The sequence below is a fragment of the Kitasatospora sp. NPDC048239 genome, assembly GCF_043202015.1.
GTDB lineage: Bacteria > Actinomycetota > Actinomycetes > Streptomycetales > Streptomycetaceae > Kitasatospora.
This window is the reverse complement of record NZ_JBICZP010000018.1, coordinates 156215-175748: the sequence shown is the minus strand read 5'-3', so window position 1 is coordinate 175748 and position 19534 is coordinate 156215. Positions and strand designations below refer to the sequence as shown.

The window sequence follows — 19534 nt, the reverse complement described above, 5'->3', positions numbered from 1 at the left end:
GCGTGAGGGAAACGCCCGGTTACATTCCGAACCCGGAAGCTAAGCCTCACAGCGCCGATGGTACTGCAGGGGGGACCCTGTGGGAGAGTAGGACGTCGCCGAACAATCATTCAGAGAAGCCCCCGCCGGGTGAACCGGGCGGGGGCTTTTCTGTTGTAGGGTCAACATGAAAAAGTCGTCACACGTACAGGAGGCCCCCGGGTGGAGGTCCAGGAGACGCGGGTCCAGACCGATCGCGTCCTCACCATCCCCAACCTGCTGAGCATGGGCCGGCTGGTCGGCGTTCCGCTCTTCCTCTGGTTGATCCTCTGGCCGGTGTTCGACGGGCCGAACAACGATGGCTGGGCGCTGCTGATCCTGATGCTGAGCGGCATCAGCGACTACCTGGACGGCAAACTGGCCCGCAGGTGGGGGCAGATCAGCCGGGTCGGCCAGCTGCTCGACCCGCTCGCGGACCGCCTGTATGTCCTCTCCACCCTGCTCGGGTTGACCTGGCGTGAGATTCTGCCGTGGTGGCTCACCGCGATTCTGATCGCCCGTGAGCTGTTTATCGCGGCGCTGTTGCCCATTCTGAACCGGCACGGCTACGGCCCGTTGCAGGTGAGTTTCCTGGGGAAGGCCGCGACATTCAATCTGATGTACGCGTTTCCGCTTCTCCTGCTGGGCGCCGGTGACAGCTGGATCGCGCAGCCGGCCGAGATCGTGAGCTGGGCCTTCATCTGGTGGGGGACGGCGCTGTACTGGTGGGCCGGTATTCTCTACGCGGTCCAGGCCCGACAGATCATCCGGGCGGGCGCCGCGTCCACAGTCTGAGACGCGATCTGAGAGAAGTCCCACGGCGACACGGTGCGTCGGACGATATCTTCCGGGTAGAGAACCTCTGGAACGGTTTGATGGACCTGCAGGGTCCACCACCGCGAAGGAGGACGCACCCGTAATGAAAGCCGTTGTAATGGCAGGGGGCGAAGGCACCCGACTCCGCCCGATGACCTCCAGCATGCCGAAGCCGCTGCTTCCGGTCGCCAACAGGCCGATCATGGAGCACGTGCTTCGGCTGCTGAAGCGGCACGGCCTCTCCGACACCGTCGTGACCGTCCAGTTCCTGGCCTCGCTGGTCAAGAACTACTTCGGTGACGGCGAAGAGCTGGGTATGCACCTGACGTATGCCAATGAGGAGACGCCGCTCGGCACTGCGGGGAGTGTCAAGAACGCCGAGGACGCGCTGAAGGACGATTCCTTTCTGGTGATCTCCGGCGACGCGTTGACCGACTTCGATCTCTCCGAATTGATCGCCTTTCACCGTAGTAAGAACGCACTGGTCACCGTCTGTCTGACCCGGGTACCGAATCCGTTGGAGTTCGGGATCACGATCACCGATGACGAGGGTCGGGTCGAGCGCTTCCTGGAGAAGCCGACCTGGGGACAGGTCTTCTCGGACACGGTGAACACCGGTATCTACGTCATGGAGCCGGAGGTCTTCGCCTACGTCGCAGCCGGCGAGTCCGTGGACTGGTCGAGCGACGTGTTCCCGCAGCTGCTGAAGGAGGGCAAGCGGGTCTACGGGTACGTGGCCGAGGGCTACTGGGAGGACGTGGGCACCCACGAGAGCTATGGCAAGGCCCAGGCGGACGTCCTGGAGGGCAAGGTCGACGTCGAGATCGACGGGTTCGAGATCTCGCCCGGCGTCTGGGTGGCCGAGGGCGCCGAGGTGGATCCGGAGGCGGTACTCCGCGGACCGCTCTACATCGGGGACTACGCCAAGGTCGAGGCCGGGGTCGAGATCCGCGAGCACACCGTGCTGGGCAGCAACGTGGTCGTCAAGCGCGGTGCGTTCCTGCACAAGGCCGTTATCCACGACAACGTCTACATCGGGCCGCAGAGCAACCTCCGCGGCTGTGTGATCGGCAAGAACACCGACGTCATGCGGGCCGCGCGGATCGAGGACGGCGCGGTCATCGGTGACGAGTGCCTGATCGGCGAGGAGTCGATCATCGCGGCCAACGTCCGGGTCTACCCGTTCAAGACCATCGAGGCCGGTGCGGTCGTCAACACCTCGGTGATCTGGGAGTCGCGCGGCCAGGAGCACCTGTTCGGGCTGCGCGGAGTCTCGGGCATCCTGAACGTCGAGATCACCCCGGAGCTGGCCGTCCGGCTGGCCGGCGCCTACGCGACGACGCTGAAGAAGGGGGCCACCGTCACCATCGCGCGTGACCACTCGCGTGGTGCGCGTGCACTCAAGCGGGCGATGATCTCGGGGCTGCAGACCAGCGCGATCGACGTCCGCGACCTGGAGAACGTGCCGATGCCGGTGGCCCGGCAGCACACCGCGCGCGGAAGTGCGGGCGGAATCTTCCTGCGGACCACGCCGGGGGTGCCGGACTCGCTGGACATCCTCTTCTTCGACGAGCGCGGCGCCGACCTCTCCCAGGCCGGGCAGCGCAAGCTCGACCGGGTGTACGCGCGTCAGGAGTATCGCCGGGCCTTCCCCGGTGAGATCGGCGACCTGACCTTCCCGTCCAGCGTCTTCGACTCCTATGCGGGCAACCTGTTGCGGACCATCGACACCACGGGGGTCCGCGAGGCGGGGCTGAAGGTGGTGGTGGACACCGCGCACGGCAGTGCCGGGCTGGTTCTGCCGAGCATCCTCGGACGGCTCGGGGTGGAGGCGCTGACCGTCTCCAGCGGGCTGGACGAGGCGCGGCCCACCGAGGACGCCGAGGAGCGCCGGGCCGGGCTGGCCCGGCTGGGCGAGCTGGTGGCGTCCTCCCGGGCGGCCTTCGGGGTGCGCTTCGACCCGGTCGGCGAGCGGGTGGCCTTCGTGGACGAGCTGGGCCGGGTGATCGACGACGACCGGGCCCTGCTGGTGCTGCTGGACCTGGTCGCGGCCGAGCGGCGCAGCGGCCAGGTGGCGCTGCCCGTGACGACGACCAGGATCGCCGAGCAGGTCGCCGCGTACCACGGCACCCAGGTCATCTGGACCACGACCACGCCGGACGACCTGGCCAAGGCGGCCTCCGCGGAGGGCACGGTGTTCGGCGGCGACGGACGCGGCGGGTTCGTCGTGCCGGAGTTCGGCGGTGTGCTGGACGGCGCGGCGGCCTTCGTCCGGCTGGTCGGGCTGGTGGCCCGGACCCAGCTCACGCTGAGCCAGATCGATGCCCGGATTCCGCAGGCGCACATCCGGCGGCGGGACATCGGCACGCCGTGGGCGGCGAAGGGCATGGTCATGCGCTCGGTGGTGGAGGCGGCCGGCAGCCGGCGGCTGGACACCACGGACGGGGTGCGGGTGGTCGAGGCGGACGGGCGCTGGACGCTCGTCCTGCCGGACCCGGCCGAGGCGGTCACCCACCTCTGGGCGGAGGGCCCCGACGACGCGGCGACCGAGGCGCTGCTGGACGAGTGGGCGGCGGTGGTCGACAGCGCCGGGCGGTGACGCGCGACGCTTGATGCCCGGGGTCTGATACCAGGGGTCTGGTGCGCGGGCCGAAGCAGAGGGGACAGCGGGGTGGGCCGACCTGGCCCGCCCCGCTGTCCCGTGGGCCTGCTGTCCGGTTCGGGTGGTTGGTCGCCTTTCGCCTGATTTGGCGTGTGTGCCCAGCTCAGGGGGTGTGCACAGGGCCCTTCGCCGACATGGGACGATGGTCCGCATGCCAGCGACGCCGACGCCGAGTGCCAGCAACGGACGGTTCAACCGTCCGGATGCCTCGATGTCCCTGCTGACCAACGTGATGGACCACAGCCTGGACGAGGGGTACGCGGAGGCGGCCGAGGCGCGGGGCGGGGAGCACGACAGCCGGATACCCGGCACGGTCCGGGGCCTGCTCACGCTGGGCGCCGGACTGGCCCTGGTGGGGGCGGTGGTGACGGTCGGCGCGGTGAACGCGCACAAGGCCGCGCCGACGCTCGCCAAGGAGCGGGATGCGCTGATCCACCGGATCAACGACAGCAACGGTTCGGCGGACAACCTCCAGAAGCAGGTCCAGGACCTGCGGCGGAAGGTGGACAGCGCGCAGCAGCAGGCACTTCCCTCGGGTGACGGCGATCCGGCCTCCCTGGCGGGGGCGGTGGGTCTGGGCGAGGTCGCCGGGCCCGGTGCCAAGCTGGTGCTGGAGGACGCCGCGGGTACCGGCGCCGGCGGGAACGTCGACCCGCGCGCAGGGCAGGGGTTCGGGAACAGCGGCCGGCTGCGGGACCGCGACCTGCAGCTCGTCGTGAACGGCCTCTGGGACGCGGGCGCCGAGGCGGTCTCCATCAACGGGCAGCGGCTCACCGCTCTCTCGGCGATCCGGGCCGCGGGCGAGGCGGTGCTGGTGGACAACCGACCGCTCGTCCCGCCGTACAACGTGCTGGTGCTCGGGGACGGGCCGAAGCTGGTCACCGCCTTCGAGAGCACGATGGCGGGCCAGTACCTGCGGCTGCTGCAGGAGAAGTACGGCATCAAGTCGACCATCTCCGCGCAGAAGAACCTGACGCTGCCGGCGGCGGTGGGTGTGACGCTGCGGACCGCCCAGCCGTTCACCCCGGAACCCTCGCCGACCCCGCCCCCGACCGCGCCGGCTCCGGCCGTGCCGTCGTCGAACCCGTCCGGCGGCCCGTCGGGTAGCCCGTCGGGCGGCCCCTCCGCGAGCCCGACGGCGGGTACCCCGTCGTCGTCGGCGACGCCGGGCGGCCAGCCGTCGGGCAAGCGCTCGCCGAGCGCCACCACCAAGACCACGACCGCCCACTCGTCCACGGCGACCACGCCGGGGTCGTCCTCCGCAGGGACAGGAGCAGCTAAGCCGTGATTGCCGTACTGGGGCTCGTGATCGGGGTGGTGGTCGGACTCTTCGTCCAGCCCGAGGTGCCGGACGCCGTGGTGCCGTACCTGCCGATCGCGGTGGTGGCGGCGCTGGATGCCGTGTTCGGCGGTGTCCGGGCGATGCTGGACGGGATCTTCAACGACAAGGTCTTCATCGTGTCGTTCCTGTCGAACGTGGTGGTCGCCGCGCTGATCGTCTTCCTGGGGGACCAGCTGGGCGTCGGCTCGCAGCTGTCCACGGGTGTGGTCGTCGTCCTCGGTATCCGCATCTTCTCCAACGCCGCTGCGATCAGGCGCCATGTCTTCCGCGCCTGAGTCGGGCCGGGAGAGGCCGGCGGACGGGGACGCGCAGGTGCACCCGGACGCGGACGGACGGGCAGGAGCCGGTGTGCGCGAGGGCAGCGACGCGGGGCGGCGGACGAAGGCGACCGGCGAGGTGGCCGTGAGCGCGACGGGGGCATCGGTCGGGTCTTCGGCCGGGAAGCCCGCCGAGGCGGCGGCGGTGCCGGAGAAGTCCGCGCGGGCGTCCGTCGAGGAGCCTGCGGCCGAGCCTTCGGAGAGGTCCGCAGCGGGCTCTTCGGGCAGCCCGTCGGAGCGGCCCGGTGTGGAGCGCGACGGCCGGTCCGGGGCAGTGGACTCGAAGCCGACCGCGCCGGAGTCGGGGGACCCCGAGGCGGACGCCAAGGCGGAGGCCGATGTCGAGCCCGATGTCGAGCCAGTTCCGGCCGCCGGGGAGTCCGCGCCGCAGCCTGACCAGTCCGAGCCAGCCGTCGAGCCAGCCGTCGAGCAGGCCGTTGATCCCGCCGCCGAGGAGGCTGCCGAGGTCGTTGCCGCGTCCGGCCCTGGGGCCGCCGACGCTGAGCCCGCGCCCGAGCCCGACGCTGAGCCCACGCCCGAGCCCGCGCCCGAGGCGAAGCCGGAACCGGAGGCCGGGTCGGAGCCCGCCGCCCGGCCCGCGGTGGACCGCGGTGCCGGTCGCCGCCGCCTCCAGGCCGCGCTCTGGCCGCCGCGCCTGTCGCGCGGGCAGCTGGTGGTGGCGCTGCTGCTGTTCTCGCTCGGTCTGGGCCTGGCGATCCAGGTCCGCTCCACCAACGACCACCACAGCCAGCTGCGCGGCGCCCGACAGGAGGATCTTGTCCGCATCCTCGACGAACTGGACGGCCGCCAGCAGCGTCTACAGCAGGAGAAGGCGGAGCTTGAGCAGTCCCTGGCCAAGTTGGAGAACAGCTCCAACCAGGCCAAGGAGGCCCAGGAGCAGACCAGGAAGAAGGTGACGGAACTCGGCGTGCTCGCCGGGACCGTCAAAGCCACTGGTCCGGGCATCGTACTGACGGTCGATGATCCCCAAGGGCAGGTGAAGGCAGATATGCTGCTGGACACCCTGCAGGAACTCCGAGCGGCGGGGGCGGAGGCGATTCAGATCAACGATGTGCGCGTGGTGGTCAACACCTACTTCACGGACGCGTCCGGCGGCGGTGTGCAGATCGACGGCAAGAAGGTCTCGCAGCCCTACCGCTTCACCGTCGTGGGGAACCCGCAGGACCTCACGCCCGCGCTGAACATTCCGGGAGGTGTGGTCCGCACCCTGGAGAGTCATCAGGCGCGGGCGACGATCTCCCAGCAGCAGAAGGTGGTCGTCGACGCCCTCGTCGATCTGAAGACACCGCAGTACGCCAAGCCGGCTCCGAAGTGACGGGCCACCCGCCGAACGTCCCGTCACCTGCGGGTGGCCCCCGGTGCGGGGTCTCCCGGGGACGTGGGCGACACTGGTCCATACCGCAGCACGCCGGAGCACCACACGTCGGAGCACCACTCCAGCCGGCCCGATCCACGACCGGGCCCGCAGCCTGTCCGAGGTTCTCACCCTGCCCCGCGGGCGGGTCTGTCACACGCAAGGGGATTCGCCCGTGAGTTTCTTCTCGAAGTTGTTCGGTCGCAACAAGGGTCGTGACGCGGCCGCCGTCGAGGCGCCCACCGCGCGTCACCGCCGCGCCGACGAAGAGCGCGCCGTGCCGGGCATGCGTCCGGCCCCGGAGGGCGTGGAGTACGCCGAGCACCAGATGTTCCGGGACGGCGCCGGTACCCAGTTCGCGGGGAATCAGGCGGGCTACGGCGCGTCGGTTGACCCCTCCGGCGCGCCGCGCATAGGTTTCCCGTCAGGACCCTCAACCTCTGGTGGAGGGTTCGCCCCGGACCCGTACGCCGGGCACAACCCGTCGGGTGTGCCGCGCCAGGAGGCTGTGAACATGGCTGGCCCCACTCCGTGCCCCAGGTGCGGCAACCAGAACCCGTCCGCGGCCCGCTTCTGTTCCAACTGCGGTACGGCGCTGCGCGGTGGCGCGCTGCCCGAGGGGGCGGCGGAGACCACGTCGACCATCTCGATCTCCGGCCTGGAGTCCTACGACCCCAACACCACCACCGGCACCGGCGCCACTCCGGCGCTGTCGGCCGAGGTGCTGTCGGCGATCGACGCGCTGCCGCCGGGCTCGGCCCTGCTGATCGTCCAGCGCGGCCCGAACTCGGGCAGCCGGTTCCTGCTGGACTCGGACATCACCACGGCCGGCCGTCACCCGCAGGGCGACATCTTCCTGGACGACGTGACCGTCTCGCGCCGCCACGTGGAGTTCCGCCGCACCCAGGCGGGCTTCAGCGTCGCCGACGTCGGCAGCCTCAACGGCACCTACGTCAACCGGGAGCGGATCGACGAGGTGCCGCTGAACAACGGCGACGAGGTGCAGATCGGGAAGTACCGGCTGGTGTTCTTCGCCGGCCACAACCGGGGGTACTGAACCCAACGTCGGCAGGAGCCCGAGTGAGCGCGAATACTCCTTCATCTCTCGGGGCGGCCAACCCCGCGCCGTCCGGTCCGCCAGCGGACCAGGGCATGCGCGGGGTGGTCGCGGCCCCCAGGCAGCCGGTCCGCCCGGACCGGCCGGCCGGGGGCGGCCGACGGCGCGGTGGCGACGAGCTGCTGAGCATCGGCGCGGTGCTGACCTTCCTGCGGGACGACTTCCCCGAGGTCACCATCTCCAAGATCCGCTTCCTTGAGGCGGAGGGCCTGGTCGAGCCCCAGCGCACCCCCTCGGGGTACCGCAAGTTCAGTCCGGCCGACGTCGAGCGGCTGGCCTACGTGCTGCGGATGCAGCGCGACCACTATCTGCCGCTGCGGGTGATCCGCGAGCACCTGGACGCGATCGAGCGCGGTGAGAGCCCGCCCGCGCTGCCCCCTGCGGACGCCCGGCCTGGACCGCTGGAGGAGGCGGACCGGGAGCTGGTGGCGGCCGCGGAGTCCGGCGCCGGGGTCCGGCTGGGGCGGGCGGAGCTGCTGGCCGCCGCCGAGGCCGGCGAGGGCGAGCTGGCCGAGTGGGAGGCCTACGGACTGGTCGCCCCTGGTCCGGACGGCGGGTACGACGGCGAGGCGCTGCAGGTGGCCAGGCTGGTCGCCGAGCTCGGCAGGTTCGGCCTGGAGCCGCGGCACCTGAGAGCCATGAAGGCCGCCGCGGACCGGGAGATCGCCCTAGTCGAGCAGGTGGTCGCGCCGCTGCGCCGCCACCGCAATCCGCAGACCAGGGCGCATGCCGAGGCCACCGCCCGGGAGCTGGCCACGCTGTCGGTGCGCCTCCACGCGGCCATGGTCCAGGCCGGGCTGAAGACCCGCGGGTAGCTTTTCCGCACCGGCCGCACCTCGCTGACCAGCGGCGTCCGCTCTGCGCTTTCATATCCGGGGCGCGGGCCATAGGGTTGCGTGTGTGAATGAGCTCGACGTCGTGGGTGTCCGGGTGGAGATGCCTTCCAACCAGCCGATCGTGCTGCTGCGCGAGGTGGGCGGCGATCGCTACCTGCCGATCTGGATCGGCCCCGGCGAGGCGACCGCGATCGCCTTCGCCCAGCAGGGCATGACGCCGGTGCGCCCGCTGACGCACGACCTCTTCAAGGACGTCCTGGAGGCGCTCGGCCAGCAGCTCACCGAGGTCCGGATCACCGATCTGCGGGAGGGCGTGTTCTACGCCGAGCTGGTCTTCACCGGCGGTGTCGAGGTGAGTGCCCGGCCGTCCGACGCGATAGCGCTGGCGCTGCGCACCGGCACGCCGATCTACGGGAGCGAGGAGGTGCTCGCCGAGGCGGGCATCGCGATCCCGGACGAGCAGGAGGACGAGGTCGAGAAGTTCCGCGAGTTCCTCGACCAGGTGTCGCCCGACGACTTCGGCGGCAGCGGCCCGCAGTAGCGAGGCCGTGGTGTGGCAGCGGTGCGGCCGCGGATGAACGCTGTGTGGTCGAGACACCGCGCGGCGTTTTGCCAAAAAGCGTCCACCTACCCACACTGGGGGCACGAAAAACCACTCTCCTGAGTGACGCGGTTTATCCGGCTCGGCGTGGCGATCGTTGACGGGCCATAGGGGACTGCCTACCGTCAGGAGTGGCTGCCCGGGTGTCTGTCGCCCGCGGTCTTGGGTTGCCCGCAGCACGAGTGGACGGAGGTAGGCATGACCAGCACCGGCGATGACGTGGCCGTGGGAGGCCTGTGTGCCGTACATGTGCCGCGCACCGCTCGCAGCGTGGCCGACCTGTCCCGGTCGGATCTGCCCAGGGTGGGCCGGTTCCCGGCGGTACAGCCGGGCCAGCCGGCCATCGAGCGGCTCGCGCCGAGCTCGGAGCTGATCGGCTACCGGGGCCCGACGGCCTGTGCCGCCGCCGGGATCACCTACCGTCAACTGGACTACTGGGCCCGGACGGGGCTGTTGGAGCCCAGCGTCCGCTCGGTCTACCCGGCGAGCAGCCAGCGGCTCTACAGCTTCCGCGACATCCTGCTGCTGAAGATCGTGAAGCGGCTGCTGGACGCGGGTGTCTCGCTGCAGAACATCCGGGTGGCGGTCGCCCATCTGCAGTCGGCCGAGTCCGGCGACCTGACCGGGCTCACCCTGATGTGTGACGGTGCGACGGTCTACGAGTGCACCACGCCCCAGCAGGTGGTCGACCTGCTGAAGAGCGGTCAGGGCGTCTTCGGCATCGCCGTCGGAGCGGTCTGGCAGGAGCTCGAGCTGGCCGTCGGGCGGCTGCACGCCGAGCGGACGGACACCGGCGAGACGCTGGTCGGCCACGACCCGGCGGACGAGCTGGCGCAGCGCCGCAACCGGGCGGTCTGACCCGGGTACCGACGAGGCCGCGGGCCCGGACGGGGAACCGTCCGGGCCCGCGGCCTCGTCGTGCCTGGTGAACTGATCAAGCCTGGTGGACCGATCAAGGGGGGCACGTGCGGTTCGGCTCCGGTATACCCGGCCTGCTGCTGCGGCGGGTACGGCGGCTCGGCGTCCGACTGGGGCGGCGGCGCGCCCAGCGCAGGATCTTCCAGCTGGCGATGGTGTTCTGCTGCCTCGCCCTGGCCCCCAGCGCCTGGCTGTGGATCGCCGGGGAGGGCCGGGTGGGCCCGGTGGAGAGCGCGCCGAAGGCACCGGTGGCGGTGGTGTTCGGTGCCGGGCTGTACGAGGGCAGGCCGTCGCCGTACCTGGCGCACCGGCTGGACGCGGCGGTGGACCTGTACCGGCTGGAGAAGGTCCAGGCGATCCTGGTGACCGGGGACAACGGGCGGGACGGCTACGACGAGACCGATGCGATGCGGCGCTACCTGATCGAGCACGGTGTGCCGCAGGTGCGGGTGGTCGGCGACCACGCGGGCTTCGACACCTGGGACTCCTGCACCCGGGCGCGCCGGATCTTCGGGGTGGACCGGGCGGTGCTGGTCAGCCAGGACTTCCACGTCCGGCGGGCGCTGGCGCTCTGCCAGGCGGCGGGCATCGACGCGTACGCGGTGGGGGTGCCGGAGGTCCACGACCTCACCTGGCTGTACGGCGGGGTGCGGGAGATCCCGGGCGCGGGCAAGGCGGCGCTGAACGCCTGGCTGCGGCCGGACCCGGTGTTCCTCGGCCCGCAGGAGCAGGGCATCCCGCGGGCGCTGGCCGACGCGGCGGCGGCCGGCCCGCGCTGAGACCGGGCGGCGGCCGCGTTCGCACGGACTGTCGGACCCGTGCGGCATGATCGGCGGGTGCGGTCACTGCCGAGCATCATCCACCTCGACATGGACGCCTTCTTCGCGGCGGTGGAGCAGGCGGCCAAGCCGAGCCTGCGGGGAAAGCCGGTGATCGTCGGCGGGCTCGGCGGGCGCGGGGTGGTCTCCACGGCCTCGTACGAGGCGCGCAGGTTCGGGGTGCACTCGGCGATGCCGATGGCGCAGGCCCGCCGGCTCTGCCCCAACGCGGCCTTCCTGTCCGGGCGGTTCGAGGCCTACCGGCAGGTCAGCGAGCTGGTGATGGGCCTGCTGCGGGAGCTGTCGCCGCTGGTGCAGCCGCTCAGCCTGGACGAGGCCTTCGTCGACCTGGAGGCGGGCCCCTACGGGCCGGCCCTGCTGGAGGCGGAGCACGGGACGGGGGAGCAGCTGGTGCTCGCCCTGGCGGAGGACCTGCGGGCGGACATCCAGCGGCGGACCGGTCTGACCGCCTCGGTCGGGGCCGCCGGGTCCAAGCTGATGGCGAAGATCGCCTCCGAGCAGGCCAAGCCGGACGGGCTGGTGCTGGTCGAACCGGGGCAGGAGCGGGCGGTGCTCGGGCCGATGCCGGTACGGGCGCTGCCCGGGGTCGGCCCGGCCACCGAACAGGCGCTGCGCCGGGCCGGGTTGAACACGGTGGCCGACCTCGCGGGGGCCGGTGAGGCGGAGCTGGTGCAGCTGCTGGGCAAGGCGCACGGCGCCGGGGTCCACCAGATGTCGATAGGGCTGGACGACCGGCCGGTGGTGGCCGACCAGGACGCCAAGTCGGTTTCGGTGGAGGACACCTTCGAGGTGGACCTGGCCGACCGGGACCGGGTGCTGCGCGAGGTGGACGTGCTCGCCGCGCGGTGTGTGCGGCGGCTGCGGGCGGCCGGGCGCTCGGGGCGGACGGTGGTGCTGAAGGTGCGCCGGTTCGACTTCTCGACGCTGACCCGGTCGGAGACGCTGCGCGGGCCGACGGACGACGAGTCGGTGATCACCGAGACGGCCCGGCGGCTGGCCTCCCAGGTCGACATCACGGGCGGGGTGCGGCTGCTCGGTGTCGGCGTCTCGCAGCTGGCCGACTACACCCAGGAGGACCTGTTCGCGCAGGCCGTCCGGGAGTCGGCGCAGGAGCAGGAGACGGCGCAGGGCGAGGAGGAGCGGGTCGAGGTGGCGGAGGCGGTGGCCGTCCGGCACTGGATGCCCGGGCAGGACGTGCACCACGCGGAGCTCGGGCCAGGGTGGGTGCAGGGCAGCGGGGTCGGCCGGGTGACCGTGCGGTTCGAGACGCCCTGGAGCGGGCCGGGGCGGGTGCGGACCTTCTCGGTGGACGATCCGGCGCTGGAGCCGGCCCGACCACTGCCGCTGCGCGAGGGCGGGGGCGAGGAGGGCGGTTCGGACGCGACCGCTGGAGAGGGTGCGGAAGGGCCGGCCGAGGGGCCGGCGGGCGGGGCCTGAGGCACGAAGCGGCCCCACCCGGAGGGGGGTCCGGGTGGGGCCGCGTGTCGGACGAGCCCTCGGGCGGTCGCGATGCCCTCGTCGACCGTTCGGGGGCCCGGTCCCCCTCGCGCCCTGTCCCTGGGCGCGAGGGGTGGACGCCTCGTCAGGCGTCGGTCTTGGCCAGCACCGGGCCGGAGCCGAGGTCCGCCATGTCGTTGCCGGCGGCGACGGTGGTGGTGGGCTTGATGCTGCGGATCAGGAAGGGGACGGCGCCGGCGATCGCGCAGACCGCGGCGGCGACCCAGAACGCGTGCTTGTAGGCGTCCAGGGTGGGCAGCAGGACCGGGATCGGCAGCTTCATGGTGTCGCCGGTCAGGATGGCGGCCATGACGGCGGTGCCGATCGCGCCACCGACGGTGCGCAGCACGGCGTTCATGCCGTTGGCGATGCCGCTCTGCTCGACCGGGACGGCGCCGTTGATGTAGGCCGGCATCGCGGAGAAGGCGAGGCCGATACCGAGGCCGAAGATCGCCGAGGCGGTGTAGATGTCGCCCTCGTGGCTGTGGCGCAGGGCCAGGTAGGCCATCGCGACGGCACCGAGGACGCCACCGAGGACCAGGGGCAGGCGCGGACCGCGGCGGGCGATCAGCAGGGCGCCGAGCGGGGCGGCGACCATCGAGCCGAGGGCCGAGGGCAGCAGCATCACACCGGCGTGCAGCACCGTGGCGGTGAAGCCGTAGTGGGTGAGCTTCTCCGGGGTCTGGGCGAAGTTGCTGATCACCATGAACGAGCCGTACATGCCGAAGCCGATCAGCAGGCCGGCCAGGTTGGTGAAGGCGACGGCCGGGCGGGACATCATCTTCATGTCGACCAGCGGGTGCTTGACCTTGACCTCGATGACACCCCAGATCAGGGCGACCACGGCGGCCACGGCGAACAGACCGAGGGTCTTGGTGGAGGTCCAGCCCCAGGTGTTGCCCTGGCTGACCGCGACCAGCAGGGCGGAGAGCCAGCCGGCCAGGGTGATCGCGCCGAGCGGGTCGGCGCCGCCCTCCTTGTCGGTGACCGGGTCGCTGGGCACCCGGAAGGCGACCAGGGCGACCGCGAGCAGGCCGAAGGCCAGGCCCATCCAGAAGATGGACTTGTAGCTCCAGTGCTCCAGCAGCAGGCCGGTGGCGACCAGGCCGAGGCCGCTGCCGACGCCCATCGAGGCGCTGATCGCGGCGACGCCGCCGGTGACCTTCTGCTTGGGCAGCTCGTCGCGGACGATGCTGATCGCCAGCGGGAGCACGCCACCGCCGGCGCCCTGCAGGACGCGGGCGACGACCAGCCAGGTGAAGGAGTGGGTGCTGACCGCGAGCGCCGAGCCGGCCACCAGGCCGGTCAGCGAGATCAGCAGCATCGGCTTGCGGCCGCGCAGGTCGCCGAAGCGGCCCAGCAGGGGGGTCAGCACGGCTGCGGAGAGCAGGTTGGCCGTCATCAGCCAGGTGATGCTGGAGCCGGTGACGTCGAGCTCCTTGGCCAGCGAGGGCAGGATCGGGACGACCGCGGTCTGCACCACGCTGAACGACAGCATCGCCAGGATCAGGGCCGGCAGGACCCGGGCGCTGCTCTGCTTCTCGGCCGTAGTGGTGGGCTGTGGTGCCTCACTCACGGTTGCTTCCTCCCGTACATAGTGAATGAACTGAAATAACCATGCAGGCAGATACTTCAATGTGTCAAATATCGATCGGTGAAGCTTTGGCAAAGTCGAAGGACCCCGGACCGTGGCGGTCCGGGGTCCCTGGTGAGAGCGGGTCAGGCGAGCGGCCTCAGCGGGGCCGGCCGGGTCGCGTCGGCCACCGAGGCGAGCGGGGAGGGGGAGGAGGGCGAGGACGACGAGGGTGAGGTCGAGGTCGAGGTCGTCGAGGAGAGCGCGTCCGAGGGGGGCGCATGCGTGGGCGGCGGCGTGTGCGGGGTCGAGGGGGCGGGGGCCGAGGTGGTCGCGGTGTTGTCGTGCACCTCGACGTGCTCGCGGCGCAGCTCGTCGCGGACCACCTCCTCGGAGGTGTACCGCTCGACCACCAGGCGGACCCGCTCGATCGGCGCCAGGTACTTGCGGACCACCGGGCGCTCCTCGCGCAGGGTGACCTCCTCGACGGCCTCGGCGATCTCCTTGTCGCTGAGCGCCGCCCGCTCGGCGTCGCCGACCGGCATCCGCTCGACCCGGACCCGCTCGCGCACCACCGGGACGCGGCGCTCGACCGGCTCGCTGGTCACGTACTTGCGCAGCTTGGCGGTGCCCAGGACGTGCCACTCGGTGGTGATGTCCAGGCGCTCCTCGCGGCAGGTGATCTCCACCGGGCCGCTGGGCGCGGACGAGGCCGGGCCGCCGGTGGCGGCCGGGGTGGTGGAGGGCGCGGCACTCGGGGTGCTGTCCGGGGTGGCGGGGACGACCGGGGCGGCGGGCGCCGAGCTGCTCGGTGCCCGGGTCTCGGGTGCGGCGGTACTGACGGTCCGCACGTTGGCCTCCGTGGCGGGTTCGGACGGCTTGCCGAGGTCGGCCGCCGGGATGGTGGGGGAGCTCGGGGTCGTGGTCTCCGCCGAGTGGAAGGCGAGCGGCTTGACCGGCGCCGCGGCCGGGGGAGGGGTCACGGGCGGGGTCGTCGGCGGGGCCGGCGACGGTGCCGGGCCGGGCGCCGTGCTCGTGGCGGCCGCACCGGCCGCCGCCCCCGCCGCGGCGCCTGCGGCCGCTCCCGCGGCCGTTCCGGTCGCCGGGCCCGTGGTCGAGTCCGCCGCCGGGACGGAGCCGAAGTCCAGGTCGGCCGGCTGGGAGCCGGAGCCGTCCCCCGCGGCCGGGCTGCCGTCCAGCGGGGTGTCCAGCCCGTAGTAGCGGTACAGCTGGAGCTCCTGGGCGGGTGACAGGTGCTGGCCCACGCCGAAGTCCGGCGACTCCTTCACCAGCGACTTGTCGTACGGCACCCGCAGCTCGTCGCCGGAGAACTCGCTCGTGGTCAGCGGGACGAAGGCGTCCCGCCCGAAGATGCCGGTACGGACGGCGGCCCACTCCGGTTGGCCGGTGGCGTCGTCCAGGTACACCTCGTCGACCGTGCCGATCTTGTCTCCATTGCGGTCGACCGCCTTGTGGCCGATCAGGTCCCGGGGGTCGATATCGGTCTGCACGCTTTCCTCCAGTCGCTGCTCCTGCGGAACTCCCGCAGGTCGGCGGCTGGAGCGCCCTTCCCAGCCGCCACTTCACACCAAAAGCCATGAAGCGGACACCCGCGACCCGGGCGGGGCCGGACGGGCCACCCGCTGCGCCGTCCGAGTCATGCGCGAACTCTGCGAGTGACCTGACGCACCCGTGAACAGAGGGCTTCCCGCTGGTACCCTGGGCGCGACCGCCGAGCCCGCTCGGGAGAGTCCCCGAGAGCGGAAGCCGCTGGTCGGGGCGCCGAAGGAGCAACTCCTCCCCGGAATCTCTCAGGCATCCGTACCGTGTGGGATAGGTCACTCTGGAAAGCAGGGCAGGACCGCCGGCGAGGGAGCCGACGGCCACCACCCTCACCGACGGTGCAAGCCGGCGGGGCGCCCACAGCGCACCGCGCGGGCGAAGCTCTCAGGTCCCGATGACAGAGGGGGAGGCCTGTCGGGTCCGCCCGCCCAGGTCGATCCGCTGTTGTCCACAGCGGCTAAGCCGCCCGGCGCGCGTACCCCCGCCGGTCCGTGACCAGGAGGCCTCGACCACATGAACGCCCAGCCGAACGCGGGACGCCCCACCAGCGTCCCGACCCTCACCGAGCTTGAGCTGGCCAGTCCCTTCGAGAACCGCCACATCGGCCCCGACGCCGCCGCGCAGGAGAAGATGCTGGCCCACGTCGGCTACGGCTCCCTGGACGAGCTCGCCGCCACCGCCGTGCCGGACGCGATCCGCTCCATCACCGCCCTGGACCTGCCCGCCGGGCGCAGCGAGGCCCAGGTCCTCGCCGAGCTGCGCGAGCTGGCCGGCCGCAACCGGGTGCTCCAGCCGATGATCGGCCTGGGCTACTACGGCACCTTCACCCCGCCGGTGGTGCTGCGCAACGTCCTGGAGAACCCGGCCTGGTACACGGCCTACACGCCGTACCAGCCGGAGATCTCGCAGGGCCGGCTGGAAGCGCTGATCAACTTCCAGACCCTGGTCTCCGACCTGACCGGCCTGCCCACCTCCGGCTCCTCGCTGCTGGACGAGGGCACCGCTGCCGCCGAGGCGATGGCCCTGGCCCGCCGCGTCACCAAGGTCAAGGGCGGTGTCTTCCTGGTCGACGCCGAGACCCTGCCGCAGACCGTCGCGGTGATCCAGACCCGTGCCGAGCCGACCGGTGTCGAGGTCGTCGTCGCCGACCTCTCCGCGGGCATCCCGGCCGAGATCGCCGAGCGCGGCGTCTTCGGCCTGCTGCTCCAGTACCCGGGCGCCACCGGCGTGGTGCGCGACCTCGCCCCCGTCATCGAGCAGGCCCACGGCCTCGGCGCGATCGTCGCCGTCGCCGCCGACCTGCTGGCGCTGACCCTGCTGAAGTCCCCGGGCTCGCTCGGTGCCGACATCGCCTGCGGCACCTCGCAGCGCTTCGGCGTCCCGATGGGCTTCGGCGGCCCGCACGCCGGCTACCTGTCGGTGCGCGCCGAGTACGCCCGCTCGCTGCCCGGCCGCCTGGTCGGCGTCTCCGTCGACGTCGACGGCAACCGCGCCTACCGCCTGGCGCTGCAGACCCGTGAGCAGCACATCCGCCGCGAGAAGGCCACCAGCAACATCTGCACCGCCCAGGTGCTGCTCGCCGTGATGGCCTCCATGTACGCCGTCTACCACGGCCCGGACGGCCTGGCGGACATCGCCCGCCGCACCCACCGCTACGCCGCCGCGCTCGCCGAGGGCCTGCGGGCCGGCGGTGTCGAGCTGCTGCACGGCGAGTTCTTCGACACCGTCACCGCGGTCGTCCCCGGCCGTGCCGCCGAGATCGCCGAGGCCGCCCGGGCCAACGGCATCAACGTGTTCCAGGACGGCGCGGACCGGATCTCCGTCTCCACCGACGAGACCACCACCCGTGATCACCTGGCCGGCGTCTGGGCCGCGTTCGGCGTCCAGGGCGTCGAGGTGGCGGAGAGCGCCGACGCGCTGCCCGCCGCGCTGCTGCGCGAGGACGAGTACCTGACCCACCCGGTCTTCCACAGCCACCGCTCCGAGACCGCCATGCTGCGCTACCTGCGCCGCCTGTCGGACCGCGACTACGCGCTGGACCGCGGCATGATCCCGCTGGGCTCCTGCACCATGAAGCTCAACGCGACCACCGAGATGGAGCCGGTGACCTGGCCCGAGTTCGGCCAGCTGCACCCGTTCGCGCCGATCGAGCAGGCGCAGGGCTTCCTCACCCTGATCCGTCAGCTGGAGCAGCAGCTGGTCGAGGTGACCGGCTACGACGCCGTCTCCATCCAGCCGAACGCCGGCTCCCAGGGCGAGCTGGCCGGCCTGCTGGCGGTCCGCGCCTACCACCACGCCAACGGCGACACCCAGCGCGACGTCTGCCTGATCCCGTCCTCCGCGCACGGCACCAACGCGGCCTCCGCCGTGATGGCCGGCATGCGCGTGGTCGTGGTCAAGACCCTGGTCGACGGCGACGTGGACGTCGAGGACCTCAAGGCCAAGATCGCGCAGCACCGCGACCAGCTCGCCGTGCTGATGGTCACCTACCCGTCCACCCACGGCGTGTACGAGACCGAGATCACCGACATCTGCGCGGCGGTGCACGAGGCCGGCGGCCAGGTGTACGTGGACGGCGCCAACCTGAACGCCCTGGTCGGCCTCGCCAAGCCGGGCAAGTTCGGCGCGGACGTCTCGCACCTGAACCTGCACAAGACCTTCTGCATCCCGCACGGCGGCGGCGGCCCGGGCGTCGGCCCGGTCGCGGTGCGCGCGCACCTCGCGCCGTACCTGCCGAACCACCCGCTCCAGGCGGAGGCGGGCCCGGCCACCGGCGTCGGCCCGATCTCGGCCGCGCCGTGGGGCTCGGCGGCCATCCTGCCGATCTCCTGGGCGTACGTCCGGCTGATGGGCGGCGAGGGCCTCAAGCACGCGACCCAGGTCGCGGTGCTGAACGCCAACTACATCGCCAAGCGGCTGGCCCCGCACTTCCCGGTGCTCTACACCGGCCCCGGCGGCCTGGTCGCGCACGAGTGCATCATCGACCTGCGCCCGCTCACCAAGGAGACCGGCGTGTCGGTGGACGACATCGCCAAGCGCCTGATCGACTACGGGTTCCACGCGCCGACGATGTCCTTCCCGGTGGCCGGCACCCTGATGATCGAGCCGACCGAGTCCGAGGACCTGCACGAGATCGACCGGTTCTGCGACGCGATGATCGAGATCCGGGCCGAGATCGAGAAGGTCGGCTCGGGCGAGTGGGCGGCGGACGACAACCCGCTGCGCAACGCCCCGCACACCGCCGCCGTGATGGTCGGCGACTGGGCGCACGGCTACTCGCGGCAGGAGGCGGTCTTCCCGGCGGGCGTGAACCCGGCGGACAAGTACTGGCCGCCGGTCAGCCGGATCGACGGTGCGTACGGCGACCGCAACCTGGTCTGCTCCTGCCCGCCGCTGGACGAGTACGGCGTCTGACGGTCGGATCCGACAGCATGCGGCAGGGCCCCGGCGGAACGTTCCGCCGGGGCCCTGCCCGTTGCGTCGTGCTGTGGCGGCTGCCCCGCCGGCGGTCGTGTGACCGGGGTGTTGTCGGTTCGCCTGGCTACCGGAGCCGGACCGGTCTTGGAGCCGTTCGGCCCTGGGGTCGTCCGGCGGCCGGGTCCTAGGCGGCGAAGGCGACGGGGCGGCGCGGGGCGATCACCCGGCCGTCGGGCAGCAGTTCGCCGGTGTCCTCGAAGAGCAGGACGCCGTTGCAGAGCAGGCTCCAGCCCTGCTCCGGGTGGCAGGCCACCGGTACGGACGCCTCGCGGTCCTCGGACTCGGCCGACGGGCACTCAGGACGGTGCTGGCACATATGTACCCTCGCTTCGCTCTGCGATCCTCCCCGTGGTGCGGGTCGCCGCCGGGTGACCCGTCGCGAGCCGCCGCGGTAGCCGGATCCTGTCCGGACGCAGGCCCAGGTGTGGACCGGCGCTCATGTGGGTAGGACAGGTGGTCCTTCCACGCTGGTTCCCAGTGTCGGCATCTGGAGACGCTCGCGCAGCAATTTGGTGACATGCGCCACAAGCCGCGGGCAGAGATCACCCGTTCAGGTGGCTTGAAGTCGAAACGGCCACCGGAC

At 71.9% G+C, this 19534-nt stretch carries 15 protein-coding genes, 1 rRNA gene and 1 riboswitch; of the genes, 13 read left to right on the top strand and 3 right to left on the bottom strand.

Translation table 11 applies throughout. The features are described 5' to 3' along the window. The 12 genes from rrf to ACGFZP_RS34280 all read left to right on the top strand — a co-directional run. Positions 1–104 (top strand): 5S ribosomal RNA (gene rrf / locus ACGFZP_RS34335); the annotation flags it as partial. Between the two features lie 97 nt (positions 105–201). After that, complete coding sequence (locus ACGFZP_RS34330) at positions 202–813, top strand: CDP-alcohol phosphatidyltransferase family protein (protein ID WP_392940415.1); 612 nt, start codon at positions 202–204, stop codon at positions 811–813. 124 nt (positions 814–937) lie between these two features. Beyond that, positions 938–3433: a sugar phosphate nucleotidyltransferase gene (locus ACGFZP_RS34325; protein ID WP_392940413.1), complete on the top strand. Its 2496-nt coding sequence runs from the start codon at positions 938–940 to the stop codon at positions 3431–3433. Positions 3434–3647: 214 nt separating this feature from the next. Beyond that, positions 3648–4784, top strand: coding sequence for a DUF881 domain-containing protein (locus ACGFZP_RS34320; protein WP_392940411.1), 1137 nt, complete (start codon positions 3648–3650; stop codon positions 4782–4784). Further along, positions 4781–5113, top strand: coding sequence for a small basic family protein (locus ACGFZP_RS34315; RefSeq protein WP_030062488.1), 333 nt, complete (start codon positions 4781–4783; stop codon positions 5111–5113). The genes ACGFZP_RS34320 and ACGFZP_RS34315 overlap by 4 nt, the downstream gene beginning before the upstream one ends. 316 nt (positions 5114–5429) lie before the next feature. Then, positions 5430–6491: a DUF881 domain-containing protein gene (locus ACGFZP_RS34310; RefSeq protein ID WP_392940430.1), complete on the top strand. Its 1062-nt coding sequence runs from the start codon at positions 5430–5432 to the stop codon at positions 6489–6491. Between the two features lie 553 nt (positions 6492–7044). Further along, complete coding sequence (locus ACGFZP_RS34305) at positions 7045–7587, top strand: FHA domain-containing protein (RefSeq protein ID WP_392940409.1); 543 nt, start codon at positions 7045–7047, stop codon at positions 7585–7587. Positions 7588–7682: 95 nt separating this feature from the next. Then, the gene (locus ACGFZP_RS34300) at positions 7683–8462 is read left to right on the top strand and encodes a MerR family transcriptional regulator (protein ID WP_392940428.1); all 780 of its coding nucleotides are present in this window, start codon (positions 7683–7685) and stop codon (positions 8460–8462) included. Between the two features lie 85 nt (positions 8463–8547). Further along, positions 8548–9024: a bifunctional nuclease family protein gene (locus ACGFZP_RS34295; RefSeq protein WP_392940407.1), complete on the top strand. Its 477-nt coding sequence runs from the start codon at positions 8548–8550 to the stop codon at positions 9022–9024. Between the two features lie 258 nt (positions 9025–9282). Then, positions 9283–9942 (top strand): MerR family transcriptional regulator, encoded by a 660-nt coding sequence (locus tag ACGFZP_RS34290; RefSeq protein WP_392940405.1) that lies wholly within the window; start codon positions 9283–9285, stop codon positions 9940–9942. A 107-nt stretch (positions 9943–10049) separates the two neighbouring features. Further along, complete coding sequence (locus tag ACGFZP_RS34285; protein WP_392940403.1) at positions 10050–10781, top strand: vancomycin high temperature exclusion protein; 732 nt, start codon at positions 10050–10052, stop codon at positions 10779–10781. Positions 10782–10838: 57 nt separating this feature from the next. After that, positions 10839–12278: a DNA polymerase IV gene (locus ACGFZP_RS34280; protein ID WP_392940402.1), complete on the top strand. Its 1440-nt coding sequence runs from the start codon at positions 10839–10841 to the stop codon at positions 12276–12278. 145 nt (positions 12279–12423) lie between these two features. Here ACGFZP_RS34280 and ACGFZP_RS34275 read toward each other — a convergent pair whose 3' ends face one another. Then, complete coding sequence (locus tag ACGFZP_RS34275; protein ID WP_392940400.1) at positions 12424–13914, bottom strand: MFS transporter; 1491 nt, start codon at positions 13912–13914, stop codon at positions 12424–12426. A gap of 143 nt (positions 13915–14057) precedes the next feature. Continuing rightward, complete coding sequence (locus ACGFZP_RS34270; RefSeq protein WP_392940399.1) at positions 14058–15422, bottom strand: DUF2382 domain-containing protein; 1365 nt, start codon at positions 15420–15422, stop codon at positions 14058–14060. Between the two features lie 222 nt (positions 15423–15644). After that, a riboswitch (glycine riboswitch) is annotated at positions 15645–15748 on the top strand. Between the two features lie 239 nt (positions 15749–15987). Here ACGFZP_RS34270 and gcvP point away from each other — a divergent pair. Beyond that, on the top strand, positions 15988–18888 hold the full coding sequence (gene gcvP, locus ACGFZP_RS34265; RefSeq protein ID WP_392940397.1) for an aminomethyl-transferring glycine dehydrogenase: 2901 nt from the start codon (positions 15988–15990) through the stop codon (positions 18886–18888). Between the two features lie 187 nt (positions 18889–19075). Here the strand turns inward: gcvP and ACGFZP_RS34260 are convergent, their stop codons facing one another. Next, positions 19076–19267: a DUF5999 family protein gene (locus tag ACGFZP_RS34260; RefSeq protein ID WP_392940395.1), complete on the bottom strand. Its 192-nt coding sequence runs from the start codon at positions 19265–19267 to the stop codon at positions 19076–19078. Positions 19268–19534: the final 267 nt, after the last annotated feature.

What these genes read in the sequence shown, in the direction of transcription:
- ACGFZP_RS34290 (WP_392940405.1), top strand. Translation starts at nt 9,283, where the DNA reads ATGACCAGCACCGGCGATGACGTGGCCGTGGGAGGCCTGTGTGCCGTA.
- ACGFZP_RS34260 (WP_392940395.1), bottom strand. Translation starts at nt 19,267, where the DNA reads ATGTGCCAGCACCGTCCTGAGTGCCCGTCGGCCGAGTCCGAGGACCGC.
- ACGFZP_RS34325 (WP_392940413.1), top strand. Translation starts at nt 938, where the DNA reads ATGAAAGCCGTTGTAATGGCAGGGGGCGAAGGCACCCGACTCCGCCCG.
- ACGFZP_RS34305 (WP_392940409.1), top strand. Translation starts at nt 7,045, where the DNA reads ATGGCTGGCCCCACTCCGTGCCCCAGGTGCGGCAACCAGAACCCGTCC.
- ACGFZP_RS34300 (WP_392940428.1), top strand. Translation starts at nt 7,683, where the DNA reads ATGCGCGGGGTGGTCGCGGCCCCCAGGCAGCCGGTCCGCCCGGACCGG.
- gcvP (WP_392940397.1), top strand. Translation starts at nt 15,988, where the DNA reads ATGAACGCCCAGCCGAACGCGGGACGCCCCACCAGCGTCCCGACCCTC.
- ACGFZP_RS34320 (WP_392940411.1), top strand. Translation starts at nt 3,648, where the DNA reads ATGCCAGCGACGCCGACGCCGAGTGCCAGCAACGGACGGTTCAACCGT.